Annotated in this window: 15 protein-coding genes; 1 reads left to right on the top strand and 14 read right to left on the bottom strand. The window is 63.0% G+C overall.

Going from position 1 to position 16647, the window contains the following annotated elements:
* Positions 1 to 12 precede the first annotated feature (12 nt).
* The 6 genes from EG850_RS09320 to EG850_RS09295 form a co-directional block, all read right to left on the bottom strand.
* Positions 13 to 1125 carry a winged helix DNA-binding domain-containing protein gene (locus tag EG850_RS09320; protein WP_124972803.1) on the bottom strand — a complete coding sequence of 371 codons (1113 nt, stop codon included), beginning with the start codon at positions 1123 to 1125 and terminating at the stop codon, positions 13 to 15.
* Positions 1126 to 1213: 88 nt separating this feature from the next.
* Complete coding sequence (gene ctaF, locus EG850_RS09315) at positions 1214 to 1633, bottom strand: aa3-type cytochrome oxidase subunit IV (RefSeq protein ID WP_124972801.1); 420 nt, start codon at positions 1631 to 1633, stop codon at positions 1214 to 1216.
* Between the two features lie 6 nt (positions 1634 to 1639).
* Positions 1640 to 3355 (bottom strand): aa3-type cytochrome oxidase subunit I, encoded by a 1716-nt coding sequence (ctaD, locus tag EG850_RS09310; RefSeq protein WP_124972799.1) that lies wholly within the window; start codon positions 3353 to 3355, stop codon positions 1640 to 1642.
* A 21-nt stretch (positions 3356 to 3376) separates the two neighbouring features.
* Complete coding sequence (gene ctaC, locus EG850_RS09305; protein ID WP_124972797.1) at positions 3377 to 4324, bottom strand: aa3-type cytochrome oxidase subunit II; 948 nt, start codon at positions 4322 to 4324, stop codon at positions 3377 to 3379.
* 135 nt (positions 4325 to 4459) lie between these two features.
* Positions 4460 to 4825, bottom strand: coding sequence for a HesB/IscA family protein (locus EG850_RS09300; protein ID WP_124972795.1), 366 nt, complete (start codon positions 4823 to 4825; stop codon positions 4460 to 4462).
* Between the two features lie 113 nt (positions 4826 to 4938).
* On the bottom strand, positions 4939 to 6354 hold the full coding sequence (locus EG850_RS09295) for a dipeptidase (protein WP_124972793.1): 1416 nt from the start codon (positions 6352 to 6354) through the stop codon (positions 4939 to 4941).
* A 150-nt stretch (positions 6355 to 6504) separates the two neighbouring features.
* On the opposite strand from EG850_RS09295, the gene EG850_RS09290 reads away from it, so the two are divergent.
* Positions 6505 to 7092, top strand: coding sequence for a DUF3043 domain-containing protein (locus tag EG850_RS09290; protein ID WP_124972791.1), 588 nt, complete (start codon positions 6505 to 6507; stop codon positions 7090 to 7092).
* 144 nt (positions 7093 to 7236) lie between these two features.
* On the opposite strand, the gene EG850_RS09285 is transcribed toward EG850_RS09290, so the two are convergent.
* The 8 genes from EG850_RS09285 to EG850_RS09250 all read right to left on the bottom strand — a co-directional run bounded on the left by EG850_RS09285 (position 7237) and on the right by EG850_RS09250 (position 16548).
* Complete coding sequence (locus tag EG850_RS09285; RefSeq protein ID WP_124972789.1) at positions 7237 to 8295, bottom strand: quinone-dependent dihydroorotate dehydrogenase; 1059 nt, start codon at positions 8293 to 8295, stop codon at positions 7237 to 7239.
* Between the two features lie 50 nt (positions 8296 to 8345).
* Complete coding sequence (gene nrdR, locus EG850_RS09280) at positions 8346 to 8843, bottom strand: transcriptional regulator NrdR (protein ID WP_124972876.1); 498 nt, start codon at positions 8841 to 8843, stop codon at positions 8346 to 8348.
* A 1-nt stretch (position 8844) separates the two neighbouring features.
* Complete coding sequence (gene hisD / locus EG850_RS09275) at positions 8845 to 10176, bottom strand: histidinol dehydrogenase (protein WP_185715016.1); 1332 nt, start codon at positions 10174 to 10176, stop codon at positions 8845 to 8847.
* A gap of 44 nt (positions 10177 to 10220) precedes the next feature.
* The gene (dnaE, locus tag EG850_RS09270) at positions 10221 to 13727 is read right to left on the bottom strand and encodes a DNA polymerase III subunit alpha (protein WP_185715015.1); all 3507 of its coding nucleotides are present in this window, start codon (positions 13725 to 13727) and stop codon (positions 10221 to 10223) included.
* A gap of 108 nt (positions 13728 to 13835) precedes the next feature.
* Positions 13836 to 14753 carry an RluA family pseudouridine synthase gene (locus tag EG850_RS09265; protein ID WP_124972872.1) on the bottom strand — a complete coding sequence of 306 codons (918 nt, stop codon included), beginning with the start codon at positions 14751 to 14753 and terminating at the stop codon, positions 13836 to 13838.
* An 11-nt stretch (positions 14754 to 14764) separates the two neighbouring features.
* The gene (gene lspA, locus EG850_RS09260) at positions 14765 to 15415 is read right to left on the bottom strand and encodes a signal peptidase II (RefSeq protein WP_235829273.1); all 651 of its coding nucleotides are present in this window, start codon (positions 15413 to 15415) and stop codon (positions 14765 to 14767) included.
* A gap of 4 nt (positions 15416 to 15419) precedes the next feature.
* Positions 15420 to 16148, bottom strand: a complete 729-nt coding sequence (locus tag EG850_RS09255; RefSeq protein ID WP_124972785.1) for a DivIVA domain-containing protein — start codon at positions 16146 to 16148, stop codon at positions 15420 to 15422.
* A gap of 109 nt (positions 16149 to 16257) precedes the next feature.
* Positions 16258 to 16548: a YggT family protein gene (locus EG850_RS09250; protein ID WP_124972783.1), complete on the bottom strand. Its 291-nt coding sequence runs from the start codon at positions 16546 to 16548 to the stop codon at positions 16258 to 16260.
* Between the last annotated feature and the right edge of the window lie 99 nt (positions 16549 to 16647).

Genomic DNA, 16647 nt, shown 5'->3' with positions numbered 1-16647 from the left:
GTCCCGATGAGTTCAATCTGGATGCGGATATTCGCAGTACGCGGCCGCGAACTCCCGTAGCGCGACAGCAGGAAGTTCGGCGAAGGGGATGAGCGGCACCTCTCCCCCAGGCTTGGATGCGCTCGGCTTCCAGATACCGACCACTTTTCCATCGCGATGCGCCGTTGCCTGAAAGACGCCGTTGTTGCCGGGCACGAGCTTCGGGTGGTGCTCGGCCTCGACGATGAGTTCGCGATCGGGATACCCGAGCACCACCTCGTCAAACGCCGGGAGAAGCCTGCCACGCCGCACGGCAGGTCCGAGTGCACTCCGACGCTCTACGAGCCCTGACGGGCCCCACAGCGTCTCTCCGAGTGCATCCTCGCCGTATTGCACGAGTGTTGCTGTCGCTGCCGCTTCGAGCTTGCGCAAGCGACCAAGCGGTAGCTTCGTCCACCAGCTGAAGTCACGCAGCGTCGCCGGGCCGTGTCCAGCGAGGTACCGTCTGAGCCATTCGGTGATCGCAGCATCCTCGTCACCATTGAAGCGTGCTTCGAGGGTGCCGTCATCGGGGAGCCACGCATGCGCGTCGACAAGCAGTTGGTCTCTGCCACGCAGCGGGCCGTACGCGAGATCGCCACGCACCATGAGGGTGACGAGCAGGTGATAGCGCTGTCCGCTGTCAAGAGCGATACCTGCGGCGCCAAGCGCCTCGGCAACCGCCTCGCGACTCAGGCTCCCACCAGCGACTGCGAGGGCGGCACGTGCGGTCTCAGCGGCCAGCTCGAGGATCTCCTCCGTGAAGCCATGCTCCACGAAGCGTTTCGCCGCGCTCGCGCGCTGACGGTCGCGGGTGAGCTCCGTCATCCACGCAAGATCGCTCGCTGCCGTCATGAACACCGTGCCGCGCATTGGGTAACCGCGCGCGAGTTCACCCCGATTGCACGCCTCGATGACTTGCTGGCGGGTGCCACCGGCGACACGTAGGGCAGGCGCTGCGAGCACGCCCGGCAGATGCTGACCCTGAAGACACACGAGGTGGGTCACCGCCTCGAGCGGCGTAGCGAACGGTCGATCGACAAGACCCTGGTTGACGAGTCGCAACTCTGCGAGTTCCCGACGGCGGGATGCGGTGAGGGTGCCCATGCGCCGAGCGTATCGGCCTCGACAGGCTCGCTTCTAGGAAACGAAACGGCCCCGCTCCGAAGAGCGGGGCCGAAACAGGGTTTATTCGCTAGTGTCCGAACTTGCCGCGGTAGAACTCAAACATCCAACCGAGCAGGGCCACCAGCGCGACCGGGGCGAACCAGAAGGCCGGCCACCAGCCGAACGCGATGCTCATGAACACGGCGCTAATGCCAGCGGCAAGCAGTAGCGGCCACATCGAGTGCGGCGCGAAGAAACCGAGTTCTTCATCCGCGTCGCTGATTTCAGCATCGAGGCGGTCTTCCGGAAGCGGCTTCCTCGCAAAAGGCTTGTTCTCAAGGCCGAGGTAGAAGGCAATGAACGCAGAGAACGCGAACATCAGCGGGAAGCTCACCGAGCCAACCCACTCCGGGGCGCCGTCGTTGATCGTGGTCCACGCGATGTAGAACACCGACACTGCAGCATAGAAGCCAGTGAGCCACCAAAGAATCTTGCGAGTGGTATTCATCGGAGCTTAGGCCTTTCCGCCAACGGTCGCCGGCTCATCGTGGGCACCGGGAACGGCGAGTTCAGGGTGGTTGAGGTCGAACGCCGGGCGTTCCGAACGGATACGCGGGATCGACGTGAAGTTGTGACGCGGAGGCGGGCAACTGGTCGCCCACTCGAGCGAGCCACCGTAGCCCCACGGGTCGTTGACCGTCACCTTCGGTGCACGACGCGCGGTGATAAACACGTTCAAGAAGAACGGGAGCATCGAGACCGCGAGCACAATCGCTCCAATCGTCGAGACCTGGTTCATCCACGTGAAGTGGTCTTCAGCCTGGTAGGTGTAATAGCGACGCGGCATGCCCATGACGCCGAGCCAGTGCTGCACGAGGAAGGTGAGGTGGAAGCCGATGAACAGCAGCCAGAAGTGCACCTTGCCGAGGCCTTCGTTGAGCATCTTGCCCGTCCACTTCGGCCACCAGAAGTAGAAGCCCGCGAACATCGCGAACACGACGGTACCGAAGATGACGTAGTGGAAGTGTGCGACCACGAAGTAGGTGTCCGAGACGTGGAAGTCGAGCATCGGCGACGCGAGGATGACACCGGTGAGACCACCGAAGACGAACGACACGAGGAAGCCAAGCGACCAGAGCATCGGCGTTTCGAAGGTGATCGAACCGCGCCACATGGTGCCGATCCAGTTGAAGATCTTCACGCCAGTGGGTACTGCAATGAGCATGGTCATGAGCGCGAAGAACGGCAGGAGCACCGAGCCGGTGACGTACATGTGGTGTGCCCACACCGAGGCGGACAGTGCGGCAATTGCGATGGTCGCGAGCACGAGCGTCTTGTACCCGAAGATCGGCTTGCGGCTGAACACGGGGAAAATTTCGGAGACGATACCGAAGAACGGCAGCGCGATGACGTACACCTCTGGATGCCCGAAGAACCAGAACAGATGCTGGTACAGAATGGTGCCGCCAGCGTTCACGTCATAGATGTGGGTGAGGAACACGCGGTCCATGAGCAGCGCGAACCAAGCCACAGTAAGCACCGGGAAGGCGAAGAGCACGAGGATCGAGGTGATGAGCACATTCCAGGTGAAGATCGGCATACGCCACATGGTCATACCCGGGGCACGCATCGTGATGATGGTCGTAATGAAGTTCACCGCACCGAAGATGGTGCCGTAACCGGTCAGTGCCAGACCAGCGATCCAGAGGTCACCACCGGCGCCAGGTGAGAAGGTCGTGAGCGAGAGCGGTGTGTAGGCCGTCCAACCAAACGAGGCCGCACCCTGTGGGGTGAGGAAGCCGAGCACGGCGATGATCGCGCCAAAGGTGTAGAGCCAGTATGCGAAGGCGTTGAGTCGCGGGAAGGCGACGTCAGCGGTACCGATCTGCAGCGGCAGCAGCGCGTTCGCAAACCCTGAGAACAGCGGCGTCGCGAACATGAGCAGCATGATCGTGCCGTGCATGGTGAACAGCTGGTTGTACTGCTCCTTGGTCGCGATCATCTCCATGCCGGGAGCAAAGAGCTGGCCACGGATGAGCAGCGCCATCACGCCACCGATGCAGAACCACACCACCGAAGAGATGAGGTACATGTACCCGATCTTCTTGTGGTCAGTCGTGGTCAGCCAGTCAATAATGACGCTGCCCTTGCTGCCGGTCGTGTTGCGGTTTGCGTCGACCACTGTCGCCGACTGCTGTGCCTCGGCGGGCCGATTCAGCGTTGAAGTCATGATTTCACCCTGCCTTGTTGCTTAGTGCTCTTCGTCGGAGCCGTGGTCGATGACCGGAACCTTGGTGCCGGGGCTGTGCTCGTTGCGGTTGAACTCGTCGCCACGCGCACCGATATTGCCCTGAGCTGCGAGGTCAGCAATGTGGGCGTTGTATTCCGCGGCCGACACCACGTGCACCTCGAAGAGCATCATCGAGTGGTACTCACCACAGAGCTCGGCGCACTTACCGATGTAGACGCCCTCTTCGGTCGGGGTGAACGAGAAGGTGTTCGTCTTGCCCGGGATGGTGTCTTCCTTGTAGTGGAAGGCCGGAACCCAGAACGAGTGTGCCACGTCGCGCGATTTGAGTTCGATGGTGACGTTCGCGTTAACCGGCACGTAGAGGTGCGGCAGCTGCGAGTTGTCGATATCGCCGGTAGTTGCGCCCTCTTCGTCACGCAACTCGATGGCCTGCACACCCTGGTAGTAGACGTTGCCGGCGTACTGCGAGCCGGGCACGTCGAGGTAGTTGAAGTCCCAAGCCCACTGCTTGCCATAGACCTCAATGTGCACGTCCATCTCATCCGCGGTGAAGTTCTCTTCCGCAACCGCTTGGTCGCGCGCGGTGAAGGCAAAGAATCCGAACACGAGGATGACCGGGATGACGGTGAACATGATCTCGATCGGCATGTGGTAGCGCATCTGAAGCGGCATGCCGCTCTCGTTCTTGCGGCGACGGTACGCAACCGTCGCCCAGATGATTAGGCCCCAGGTGAGGAAGCCGATAGCGAGCAGCGTGACCCAAGAGTTGACCCAGAACGTCGCGATGGAGTCACCCAAATCGCTCGTTCCAGGGGTACCCGGCATGTAGCCGTTCAGCTCCTGCGCTGTGCAGCCCGAGAGCACGAGAGTGGCGACCGCGCCAAGTGACAGCGCCGCCCACTTCTTCCGGTGGTTCTTCCGCACGGTGGACCTTTCGAGAAGACTCATACAGATGATTCACAGTGTAGCCACATTCCCGGGGCGGGTACGGCCCGACGGCACGTCATACCCCGGGAAAAACCAGGAAGGCACGCAATCGCCAGTGCTCTGCGTGCCTTCCTCTCGGCGTGTCGTCGCCGGGTTTTAGTGGAACGAGTCGCCGCAAGCGCAGCTTCCGCCGGCGCTCGGGTTGTCGATGGTGAAGCCCTGCTTTTCGATGGTGTCGGCGAAGTCAACGGTCGCACCCTCGAGGTAGGGCACGCTCATCTCATCGACGATGAGTTCGACGCCATCGAAGTCGACGGTGGCGTCGTTCTCGAGCTCGCGCTCGTCGAAGTAGAGCTGGTAGATCAGACCCGAGCATCCGCCGGGCTGCACGGCGACGCGCAGGCGCAGGTCGCTACGACCCTCTTGGGTGAGCAGCGCCTTCACCTTGTCGACCGCGGGCTGGGTGAGCTTCACGCCGTGCGTGAGCTCGGTCATGGTGATTCCTTCGAGGGTTGCCGTCATGTTTCCTCCTGGCTGCGAACCGGCGCAGATTGCGCCATTGCGATGAGCAACGTTGGGCCATTGCCCGCTATTCCCATGAATATGGGCGAAAGCCTACGCCGCTTTTCGGATGATTAGTCACGAGTCGGTTGATGTTCCGCTACGAGCTTGCCAAGAAAGAGCGCTTCGGCTGCGATTGCTCGACGCAACACACCCAGGTGCTGTGATTCGTTAGGCGAGTGTGCGCGGGTGTCAGGGTCTTCGACGCCGGTAACCAAGATCTGTGCATCCGGGAATTGGTCGACGAGCTGCGAGATGAACGGAATCGATCCGCCAATGCCCGCGAGTTCGGGCGCGACGCCCCAGCCTTCGGTCATGGCGTCGGTCATGCGAGTGACGCCCTCCCCCGCCACGTCGACAAGGAACGCCTCCCCCAGGTCGACATCGTCGATGATGACGTCGGCGCCAAACGGAGCGTGCGCCTGCAGGTGTGCGCTGAGGTGGTCGAAAAAGTCTTGCGCCGATTGGCCTGGCGCGACGCGACCAGACACGCGCACCTTCACTTCGGGCAAGAGGGTATTGGATGCGGTGGCCACCGTCGGTGCGTCGATACCGGTGATCGTGATGGAGGGTTGGTACCAGGTGCGCGCCCGCACCTCGCCGCGGCCAATGAGTTGCCCACCAACGACGCCGGCCTGCTCGGCGAGTTCCGCCTCGGACATCGCGGGCACCGGGGCATCGTGCGTCTCGAGGCCGGCGACGGCAATCGCGCCATCCTCATCCCAGAGCGAATTAAGCAGGCGCACCATGCCGAGCATTGCATCCGGTACGGCGCCCCCAAGCATGCCTGAGTGCCAGGCGCCCTCGAGCGTGCGCACCGTGAGGTTGAAGGCGCACATGCCACGCAGGGCGACCGTGAGCGTCGGGGTGGTCGTCGAAGCGTTGTCGCTATCGGCCACGACGATGTAGTCAGCGGCGAGTGCATCCCGGTGCTCGGTCAGGAAGGTGCCGAAGCTATTGGAGCCGTTCTCCTCTTCACCCTCGATGAATAGCGAGATACCGATCGGGAGCGCAAGGTTGTTCGCTTCGACGACGTCGCGCAATGCTTCGAGCGCGGCGAGGTGCACCATGATGCCGGCCTTGTCGTCGCTCGCACCGCGACCGTAGAGGCGCTCGCCAATCACGGTCGGCTCATACGGAGGTGTGTCCCACTTCGCTTCATCACCTTCCGGCTGCACATCGTGGTGGGCGTAGAGCAGCACGGTCGGCGCGCCGCCTTCGGCCGGGCGCTTCGCGATCACGCCGGGCTGGCCGTAGATTCCGCGCTCGGTTTCGTATTCGTGCACTGAGACATCGTCGAACAAGCCAGTCCCAGCAACGTACTCGCGCACCGCTTCGGCGCTTCGGCGCACGTGCGCGCGGTCAAATGCATCCCAAGAAACCGAGGGGATGCGGACCAGTCGCGCCAGCCGGTCAACCGTGCTCGGCATGCCGAGGTCGACGCGGTCGCGCAGTTCGGGGGCAAGGGTGTCGTCGTAGAGATCACTCATGGGCACATCGTACGACCGCAGCACTTGGACAACGGCAATTGAGTCAACGGTGCTTAAGGCAACCGCCTAGAATGGGTACTTACGACTTGAGCGCAGTGCGGGTGACGCCTGGCGCTCGTGAATTTGAATGCTCGTGAACTAAAGGACGACATGGCAAAGCAGCAGCCCGCCCCCGAAGAGGCCACCCCCGAAGACGCGCAGGCGATCAGCGGGAAGAAGGGGCCGACTCCCAAGCGACGGGAGCGCGAAGCTGAGAACTTCAAGCCGCTGGTGCCGGAGGACCGCAAGGAAGCGCGTCGTCAGGCCCAGGCAAAGATGCGCACCGAGCAGGCGAAGGCCCGCGAGGGCATGGCTCGCGGCGATGACCGCTACCTGCGCCCCGGCGAACGCGGTCCGCAGAAGCGCTTTTTGCGCGACTTCGTGGATGCCCGCATCACGCTCGGCGAGTTCCTCATCCCGGCGATGTTCCTCGTGATCTTCGCAACCATGTTGCCGCAGTCGATGAACGCGGCGACCTACGCGATGATCGCAATCTGGGCGTTCCTGCTCCTCTGCGTCGCTGAGGGCATCCTCTACGGCGTGATCACGCGTCGCAAGGTGGCCGAGGTGGTCGGCGAAGACAAGGTCGAAAAGGGGTTCATTATGCAGGCGCTTTCGCGTTCGATGCAGATGCGCTTCTTGCGGATGCCGAAGGCGCAGGTCAAGCGCTTTGAGAAGGTGGAGTTCACCGGCCGCTAGGTCAGTTGCGGGCGTGGTCTCGATACGCGCTCCGCGCTACTCGACCAACAAACTGGGGAGCGCTCCGCGCTACTCGACCACCCAGGAATCTGGGTGGTCGAGTAGGAGCGTAGCAACATATCGAGACCACCGTCCCTGAGACACCTACCGCCCAGTGCGGCGCAGCCGCTCCAACCCACGGTTGATACTCGCCGCCCAGAGCGGGCCCTCATAGAGGAATGCCGTGTAGCCCTGCACAAGCGTGGCACCAGCGTCAAGGCGTGCCTGCACATCGTGGTGGTCGCGCACTCCGCCGACGGCAATGATGCACATCTCCTCCGGTACGGCGGCGCGCAACACCTTCAGCACTTCGAGCGATCGCGCACGTAGCGGGCGACCTGAGAGCCCACCGGCGCCATACGCCTCAACGATCCGCGCGCTCGTGGTGAGCGGCGTACGCGCAATGGTCGTGTTCGTCGCGACAACGCCAGCAAGTCCGACCGAGGTGGCGAGCTCACCAATCTTGCGAATTGCGTCGTCCTCGAGATCGGGAGCGATCTTTACGAGGAGCGGCACATCACCGGCGGCGTCCTTCGTCGCGCGCAAGATTGGCTCGAGTGAATCGAGTTCCTGCAGTCCGCGCAGACCCGGCGTATTCGGTGACGACACATTGATGACGAGGTAGTCGGCCTGGTCGCGCAGTGCGACAGCCGCCTTCACATAGTCGCTCACCGCATCCTCGACCGGGGTGTCCTTATTCTTGCCGATGTTGACGCCGACGAGGGCATCGCGGTGCTGTCGACCGGCGAGCGCCACGTGCGCGGCCTCGGTGCCCTTGTTGTTGAACCCCATCCGGTTGATGAGGGCGCGGTCGGGAACGATGCGGAACAGTCGTGGCTTCGGATTACCGGGCTGCGCGAGCGGCGTTACCGTGCCGATTTCGACGTGGCCAAAGCCGAGGGCGCCGAGTCCGTCGACCATGTCGCCGTTCTTGTCAAAGCCTGCGGCGAGACCGAAGGGCGATGCGAAGGTGCGCCCGAGGGCGCGAGTCTGCAGGGATGCGGCGGGGCGCGAAACGGCGAGTGCCGCCGCACGCAACATTCCGCACTGACCAACCGTGCGAATGACCTTGGCCGCGAAGCTGTGCGCGGCTTCAGTGTCCATCCGGCGGAAGACGAGGTCGAAGACGATGCCGTATCCGGCGCGGGCGATGTTGGTGATCATGCGGGCTACTCCCCTGTCAGGATGCGTCGCTCGAGTGCGAGCGGTGTGCGCTAGTCGTCGACGGGCTCACCATCGACATTTTCGTCGGCGTACTTTGGCGTTATGTCGTCGTTCTTGAGCGCGTCAATGGCCTGCTCGAAATCGGTCACCGAGGCGAAGCTCTGGTAGACGCTCGCGAAGCGCAGGAAGGCGACATCGTCGAGCTCGCGCAGGAACGGCAGAATCGCGAGGCCAATCTCGTTGGTTTCAACCTGGGAGGCACCGGTCGCGCGAATAGTCTCCTCGACCTTCTGCGCGAGCTGGGCGAGATCAACATCGGTGACTGGTCGGCCCTGGCAGGCCTTACGCACCCCCGAGACAACCTTGTCGCGCGAGAATGGCTCGGCGACACCCGAGCGCTTGATGACACTCAAGCTCGCGGTCTCGAGGGTCGAGAACCGTCGCCCACACTCCGGGCATTGGCGCCGACGACGGATGGCATTGCCGTCGTCGGTATTGCGTGAGTCGACGACGCGGGAGTCAGGGTTGCGGCAGAACGGGCAGTGCACGTTAGTTCGCCGACTCTTCTCGCGCAGTGCCGTCGAAGCGAGCATCCACCGATTCGCCGTGCGCCGGCAGGTCTTCGTCAACGGCAATGGCGCGGATGCGGTCACGCACCTCAGCGAGCGCCTCGCGGTCGTAACGAATGAGCTGCTGGGCACGCAGGAAGGTGTAGGCACCGAGTCCCGAGGCGTGGGCCGAGGAGCCACCGGTCGGGAGCACGTGGTTGGAGCCGGCGACATAGTCACCGAGCGGGACCGGAGCGTAGGGGCCAACGAAGATCGCGCCGGCGTTGGTGATACCGGCGAGCGTGGCCTCGTCATCAGCGGTCTGGATCTCGAGGTGTTCGGGACCATAGGCGTTCGATACGCGGCAAGCGGTGGCGAGGTCGTCGACGAGCACAATCGCCGATTGCTCACCGCGCAGCGCCGTCGCCGCCCGCTCGCGGTGCTTGGTGGCGTTGGTGCGTCGTTCGACGGCCACAAGCACGCGTTCGGCGAAGTCGGCATCGGTCGTGACGAGCACGCTTCCGGCGAGTTCATCGTGCTCGGCCTGGCCGAGAAGATCGGCGGCGACGTATTCGACGTCTGCCGTGCCGTCGGCAATGATCAGGATTTCGGTGGGTCCAGCTTCGGCATCGATGCCGACGACCGATTGCACGGCTCGCTTGGCCGCCGCGACCCAAACATTGCCGGGACCCGTGATGACGTCCACCGACTCGAGTCCGATGCCCGGCACACCGTAGGCAAGCGCACCAATGGCTCCAGCACCACCCATAGCGTAGACCTCAGAGACGCCAAGAAGGCCCGCGGCCGCCAGAATCGTCGGGTGGATGCGACCACCGTGGTCGGCCTGGGGCGGCGAGGCAATCGCGATCGAAGCGACACCGGCGACCTGGGCAGGAACGACGTTCATGACCACACTCGAGGGGTAGACCGCCTTGCCACCGGGCACATAGAGGCCAACACGGTCAACCGGCTGCCAGCGCTGCTCGATCACCGCACCGGGTGCCACCTGCGTCGTCGCCGGCGGCGGCACCTGGGCTGCCGAGGCTTTCCGCACGCGGGTAATCATCTCTTCGAGCGCCGCGCGCACCATCGGGTCGAGCCCGGCCACCGCATCGGCAATCTCGGCTTCGGTCGCACGCACGTACTCCGGCGTGACCCCGTCAAAGCGCGTGGCCTGATCGATGAGTGCCTGCTCACCATGGGCGCGAACTTCGTCGATGAGCGCACTCGCACCGGCTACGGCGGCAGTGACATCGAGTTCCGGACGGGGAAGGGCTGCCCGCAGCTCTGCGCCCGAAAGGGTGCGGCCGCGCAGGTCGATCGTCTGCATCATGATGCAACCAATTCTAGTCGCTCACAACTGCGCCCAAGCGCCCGCTATTCGAACGACCCTGGCCCAAGCAGCGCCTGCAACTCGGAGTACATCGCGCCCGACGACTCCACCCGGTGCGGCAACTCAAAGCGCCGAATCGCAGTTGGTGTGCGCAGGTGCAAACGCACTTCGCTCTCCCCCGGATTTCGCCGCAGTAGCTCGTCGAGTTCATCCACCAGGCCCTCGGTTGCCTGACGGTCACGCAAGATGATCGTTACCGGCTTCACATCGCCCACCGAAAGCTGCGGGATGGAGATGCCCTGCGCTGTGATCGCGACTCCGTCATCTCGTGATTGCGCCCGGCCCCGCACGACCGCGATGGTGTCGGATTGCAATTGCGTTGAGAACTCTTGATAGGCCTTACCGAGGAACATCACCGTGATCTCGCCGCCGAAGTCTTCGACGGTGATGATGCCGTAGGGGTTGCCGGAATTTCGCGCGATGCGATGCTGCACTGTCGTGATCAGGCCGGCCACCTGCACCTGCTCGCCGTCACGCACGCCGTCTTCGGCCATGAGGTCGAGAATCTGCGTCGATGAGAGCTTCGACAACTCCATCTCGAGACCCTTGAGCGGGTGATCAGAAACGTAAAGCCCGAGCATCTCGCGCTCGAACGCGAGCTTGTCGCGGCGAGTGAACTCGGGGCGTTCCGGCACGACTGATTCTTCTTCGGCGAAATCCATGAGACCGGCAAAGAGGTCGACCTGACCGTGAGCTTCATTGCGCTTCCGTGAGACGGCAGCTTCCACCGCATCCTCGTGAATGTCGAGGAGTGATCGGCGGGTGTACCCCATGGAGTCAAACGCACCGGCCTTGATGAGCGACTCGATGGTGCGCTTATTCGCAACACCAATCGGCACCTTCTGCAGGAAGTCGTGGAACGACGTGAATTCGCCCTCGCGTTCGCGCGTCTCGACGATTTCGGCAACGACCTGTTCGCCGACATTGCGCACCGCACCGAGGCCAAAGCGAATGTCGTTGTCGACCGCGCGGAAGCGGAGCGTCGACTGGTTCACATCAGGCTGTAGCACCTGGATGTGCATGCGGCGGCACTCGTTGAGGTACTCGGCGAGCTTGTCGCGCGAGTCGCCGACCGAGGTGAGCAGCGCCGCCATGTACTCGGGCGCATAGTGAGTCTTGAGGTTCGCGGTCCAATACGAGACGACGCCGTACGCGGCCGAGTGGGCCTTGTTGAAGGCGTAGTCCGAGAACGGCAGCAGGATGTCCCAGAGCGATTGCACGGCGGCCATCGAGAAACCGCTCTGTTGCATCCCCTCAGAGAACTTCGAGAACTGCTTCTCTAGCTCTTCTTTCTTCTTCTTGCCCATCGCGCGACGCAGCAGGTCGGCCTGACCGAGCGAGTATCCGGCCACCTTCCGCGCGATCGCCATGACCTGCTCCTGATAGATGATCAGGCCGTACGACTCGGCAAGAATCTCTTGGAGTGGTTCTTCGAGCTCAGGATGAATCGGCGTAATCGGCTGCAGACCGTTTTTACGCTGCGCATAGTTCGTGTGCGAGTTCGCACCCATCGGGCCCGGGCGGTAAAGCGCGATCGTTGCCGAGACGTCTTCGAAGCTGTCGGGCTTCATCATGCGCAAGAGCGACCGCAGGCCATTGCCATCGAGCTGGAAGACGCCGAGCGTGTCACCGCGCGAGAGCAATTCGTAGGTGGCCGGGTCGTCGAGTGTCATGCGCTCGAGGTCGATTTCTTCGCCCCGGTTCGTCGCGATGTTCTCCACCGCGTCGGAGAGGATCGTGAGGTTTCGTAGCCCCAGGAAGTCCATCTTGATCAGGCCGAGCGACTCACAAGCCGGGTAGTCGAACTGCGTGACGATCTGGCCGTCTTGTTCGCGTTTCATCACCGGAATGACGTCGATGATCGGATGCGATGACATGATCACACCGGCCGCGTGCACGCCCCACTGGCGCTTCAGCCCCTCGATGCCTTTTGCGGTATCGAAGACCTTCTGGAAGTCGGGCGTCGATTCGATGACCGTACGCATTTCTGCGGCTTCTTTGTAGCGCTCGGAGTCGGGGCGATAGACATCGGCAAGCGGGATGTCCTTGCCCATGATCGCCGCCGGCATCGCCTTGGTGAGCTGGTCACCGACCGAGAAGGGATAGCCGAGTACGCGCGAGGCGTCCTTGAGTGCCTGCTTCGACTTGATCGTGCCGTAGGTGACGATCTGGGCGACGTATTTCTCGCCGTACTTTTCGGTGACGTAGTTGATCACCTCAGCGCGGCGGCGATCGTCAAAGTCGATATCGAAGTCGGGCATCGACACGCGATCGGGGTTGAGGAAGCGCTCAAAGATGAGGCCGTGTTCGATCGGGTCAAGGTCGGTAATACGAAGGGCGTACGCACACATCGAACCGGCACCAGAGCCACGGCCCGGCCCCACGCGGATGCCGTTCTCTTTCGCCCAGCGAATGTAGTCGGCGACGACGAGGAAGTAGCCGGGGAACCCCATCTGCTTGATGATGCCGGTCTCGTAGTCGGCGCGCTCGCGCACATCGTCGGGGATGTGGTCACCGTAGCGATAGTGCAGGCCGCGATCGACCTCCTTGTCGAGCCACGTTGCCTCAGTCTCGCCCTCGGGCACCGGGAACACCGGCATGAAGTTGGCCGACTCGTCGAACTCGGCCTGGCACCGCTCAGCGATCAGCAGCGTGTTGTCGCAGGCGTCGGGGAACTCCTTGAACATGTGCCGCATCTCGGCCGGCGACTTCAGGTAGTAGCCCTCACCGTCGAATTTGAAGCGGTTTGGGTCATCGAGCGTCGACCCCGATTGCACGCAGAGGAGCGCGGAGTGGTGCACCGCATCCTCTTTGCGCGTGTAGTGCAGGTCGTTCGTGACCACTCGCGGCAGGCCCATTTCTTTGCCGAGCCGCAGCAGATCGTCACGTACCCGGCGCTCAATCTCCACACCGTGGTCCATGATCTCGAGGAAGAAGTTCTCTTTGCCGAAGATGTCTTGGAACTCGGCGGTCGCCTGCTTCGCGAGATCCCATTGGCCCAGGCGCAGCCGCGTCTGAATCTCACCCGAAGGGCAGCCAGTGGTGGCGATCACGCCCTTCGCGTAGTTCTGTAGCAGCTCGCGGTCCATGCGCGGCTTGAAATACTGACCCTCGATCGAGGCGTAGCTCGAGAGCCGGAAAAGGTTGTGGAGCCCCTCGGTGGTCTCGGCGAGCATCGTCATGTGCGTGTAGGCGCCACCACCCGACACATCGTCACCGCCGCCGTTGCCCCAACGCACTCGCGAGCGGTCACTGCGATGCGTGCCTGGAGTGAGATACGCCTCGGTACCCAGGATGGGTTTGATGCCGTGCTTCCTCGCCGTGCGGTAGAACTCGTAGGCCGAGAACATATTGCCGTGGTCGGTCGAGGCGATGGCGGGCATCCCCATTTCGGCGGCCAGGGCGCAGAGCTCACCGATCTTCGCCGCACCATCAAGCATCGAGTACTCGGTGTGATTGTGCAGGTGAACGAACGAATCGGTCGACGCCACGGCGGCCTCCTTGTGCGAGCGCGGATGCGAACAGGGGTCGTGCCCCAACCGCCTCATCCTAGACGCGACCTCCGACACCGGTTCGGTGCGGCAGGTGCTATGCGGGCGCTAGTAGTCGATGCCCTCGCGCATTCGCTCGAGCGCAATCGCAAGATCAGTCGGGTACTCCGACTCGAACTCGACGTACTCCCCCGTCGAGGGATGCAAGAAGCCAAGCCGCACCGCGTGCAGCCACTGCCGCTCAAGGTCGAGCGCTGCGGCGAGCTTCGGGTCACTGCCGTAGAGCGGGTCACCGACGCAGGGATGCCCCTGGGCTGACATGTGCACGCGAATCTGATGCGTGCGCCCGGTCTCGAGGTGAATCTCGAGGAGTGAAGCGTGTCGGAATGCCTCGACCGTCGTGTAGTGGGTAATCGAGTGCTTGCCTTCGGCAGTCACTGCGAACTTCCATGCCGAACTCGGATGCCGTCCGATCGGCGCATCGATGGTGCCGAGGAGGGGGTCCATCAGCCCCTGCACGACCGCGTGGTAGGTCTTGTCGACGGTGCGATCACGGAAGGCCTGTTTGAGCACCGAGTAGGCGTGCTCGGTTTTTGCCACGACCATGAGCCCGGAAGTGCCCACATCAAGTCGCTGCACGATGCCCTGGCGCTCGGGCTGACCCGAGGTCGAAACACGAAAGCCACCGGCGGCCAGCGCGCCGAGCACGGTCGGTCCGGTCCAACCCACCGAGGGATGGGCGGCAACCCCGACCGGCTTCATCACAACAACGAAATCGGGTTCGTCGTGCACGATCTGCAGTTCGGGCACCTCGATGGGTTCGACCACGAGCGGTGCATCCGGTTCCCATTCGACCGCGAGCATGGCGCCACCGATGAGGCGATCAGATTTATCGACCGAGACTCCATCCAGGAGCACGCCGCCAGCAGCAGCGATCTCAGCGACGCGCGTGCGGCTCAACCCGAGAATCTTCGAAACCCCGGCATCAACGCGCGCGCCATCGAGACCGTCTGGCACCGGCAACATCCGTGATTCGGTCACGGTTGCCGCTCTGGCTCGTCGTTCGCCTCAGTCGACTCAGTGACGTACGTCTTCGAGCCATCGGTGACGATGCGGATCTCGCCGGTTTCGGTTTCGTCGGCCACGAGTTCGCGCGGCGCATCCTTGCGACCGCGGGTACCATCGAGCCTGATGTCGAGCAGCGTGATGAGCACGAAGGCCGCCATGCCGCCGACAATCGCTATGTCAGCAATGTTGTAGATCGCGGGCATGAGCCACGGCGTTGAAATGAAGTCAACAACGTGCCCCTCACCGAAGCTCGGTTCGCGGAAGAGCCGGTCGAAGAGGTTTCCGAGCGTGCCGCCGAGCACCGCGCCGAGTACCGCGGCCCACCAAGTAGAGCGGATGCGGCGGGAGACGACCAAAATCACGACCACGACGACTGCGGCAACGATTGAGAACACCCAGGTCATGCCCGAGGCCATCGAGAAGGCTGCCCCCGGATTGCGGACAAAGTGCCATTGCAATAGTCCGCCGAGCACCTCGATGCGCTCGCCCTCGACCATCGTGGTGACGACGAGTTGTTTGATCGCCTGGTCGAGCGCGAAAACGCCGACCGCGACCGACGCGAGCAAGGCGATGTGGCGCAGGCTCAGGATCGGTCGCGGTCGGCGTTCAGCGTTGGTCACGCCGTTACTGCTGCTCAGCGTCGCCGTCGAACTCGGCAGCCGAGCTGTTGAGCTCGTTCAGCTGGGTTTCGATGTAGCCGCGGAGGTTGGTGCGGTAGTCGCGCTCAAACACGCGCAACTCTTCAATGCGCTCCTCGAGCTTGCCCTTGGTCGCTTCGAGACGCGAGATGATGTCGCGTTCCTTGGTCTCGGCGTCGTGGACCAGGCTGTGCGCACGGTTCTCGGCGTTGGTGACGAGCTCGTTGGCTTGGGCCTGCGAGCGCTCGGTGATCTCCTTGGCCTGGTTCTCGGCGTCACCGACGAGCTGGCGGGCAGTGGCCTCGCCTTCGGCGATGAGCTGGTCGCGCTTCCGCGCACCTTCGGCGACGTGCTCGTCGTGCAGACGACGGGCGAGCACGAGGAGCGACTGCGAGGAGTTCGCCTCATCGTCGCCGCCGAGTACCGGAGCTGCCTGTGGCGCGGGGGCTGCGAAGGCAACTGGCTCAGCGGGAGCCTCAACCTCGGGCTCAGCAACAACCTCGGGCTCGGACTCAACAGCTGCCGCAGGGGCAACCGGAGCGCCAGCGCGAAGCTGCTCGTTCTCGGCGCGAAGCTCTTCGTTCTCAGCAGTGAGTCGACGCAATTCAACGACGACCTCGTCGAGGAAGTCATCTACCTCGTCCTGGTCGTACCCTTCACGGAACTTCGTCTGCTGGAAACGCTTGTTGACGACGTCTTCCGGCGTAAGTGCCATGGTGGCCCTCTCTCTGCGGCGTGTGGTCGGTTCGGCTACTGTATCGCGCCAATCCGCGACATGTCTTGTTGTCACATTACGGCACTCAAGCCCCAATCGTCACATCCGTTTAGAAAAACAGGATGCGCACGCCGGTCGACAGCAACGAAAGCCCGATGATCACGATGAGCCAAGCGAGGTCGAGTGCAATCGAACCAACGCGAAGCGGTTTCACCCAGCGGCGCAGGAACTTCAGCGGCGGGTCAGTCAGGGTGAACACGAGCTCAGCGATCACGAGTACCGGCCCCTTGGGGCGGAAGCTCGGTACGAGCACCATCGCCCAATCGAGGATGAGTCGGGCCCACATCACCATCGTGTAGATGTTGATCGCGAACAGCAGGACGACGCCGATAAGTTGCACTGGGTTCCTTCTTGCTCAGAGCATGCCGCCCACTCGGGCGAACCACTATTGTCGCAGGCCGCTCAGCCTTCGCGTGGGTTAACGCGGCCGACGGCGTGC

The organism is Gulosibacter macacae, assembly GCF_003865375.1.
In the GTDB taxonomy this organism is placed as follows: domain Bacteria; phylum Actinomycetota; class Actinomycetes; order Actinomycetales; family Microbacteriaceae; genus Gulosibacter; species Gulosibacter macacae.
Note: the sequence above shows the minus strand (reverse complement) of the source record. Positions and strands in the feature narration are given on the sequence as shown.

Excerpts from the sequence above, each read along its gene's own strand:
- EG850_RS09285 (WP_124972789.1), bottom strand. The coding sequence starts at position 8,295 with ATGATCACCAACATCGCCCGCGCCGGATACGGCATCGTCTTCGACCTC.
- EG850_RS09295 (WP_124972793.1), bottom strand. The coding sequence starts at position 6,354 with ATGAGTGATCTCTACGACGACACCCTTGCCCCCGAACTGCGCGACCGC.
- ctaF (WP_124972801.1), bottom strand. The coding sequence starts at position 1,633 with ATGAATACCACTCGCAAGATTCTTTGGTGGCTCACTGGCTTCTATGCT.
- EG850_RS09300 (WP_124972795.1), bottom strand. The coding sequence starts at position 4,825 with ATGACGGCAACCCTCGAAGGAATCACCATGACCGAGCTCACGCACGGC.
- EG850_RS09320 (WP_124972803.1), bottom strand. The coding sequence starts at position 1,125 with ATGGGCACCCTCACCGCATCCCGCCGTCGGGAACTCGCAGAGTTGCGA.
- EG850_RS09265 (WP_124972872.1), bottom strand. The coding sequence starts at position 14,753 with ATGTTGCCGGTGCCAGACGGTCTCGATGGCGCGCGCGTTGATGCCGGG.
- ctaD (WP_124972799.1), bottom strand. The coding sequence starts at position 3,355 with ATGACTTCAACGCTGAATCGGCCCGCCGAGGCACAGCAGTCGGCGACA.
- ctaC (WP_124972797.1), bottom strand. The coding sequence starts at position 4,324 with ATGAGTCTTCTCGAAAGGTCCACCGTGCGGAAGAACCACCGGAAGAAG.
- EG850_RS09255 (WP_124972785.1), bottom strand. The coding sequence starts at position 16,148 with ATGGCACTTACGCCGGAAGACGTCGTCAACAAGCGTTTCCAGCAGACG.
- EG850_RS09290 (WP_124972791.1), top strand. The coding sequence starts at position 6,505 with ATGGCAAAGCAGCAGCCCGCCCCCGAAGAGGCCACCCCCGAAGACGCG.
- hisD (WP_185715016.1), bottom strand. The coding sequence starts at position 10,176 with ATGATGCAGACGATCGACCTGCGCGGCCGCACCCTTTCGGGCGCAGAG.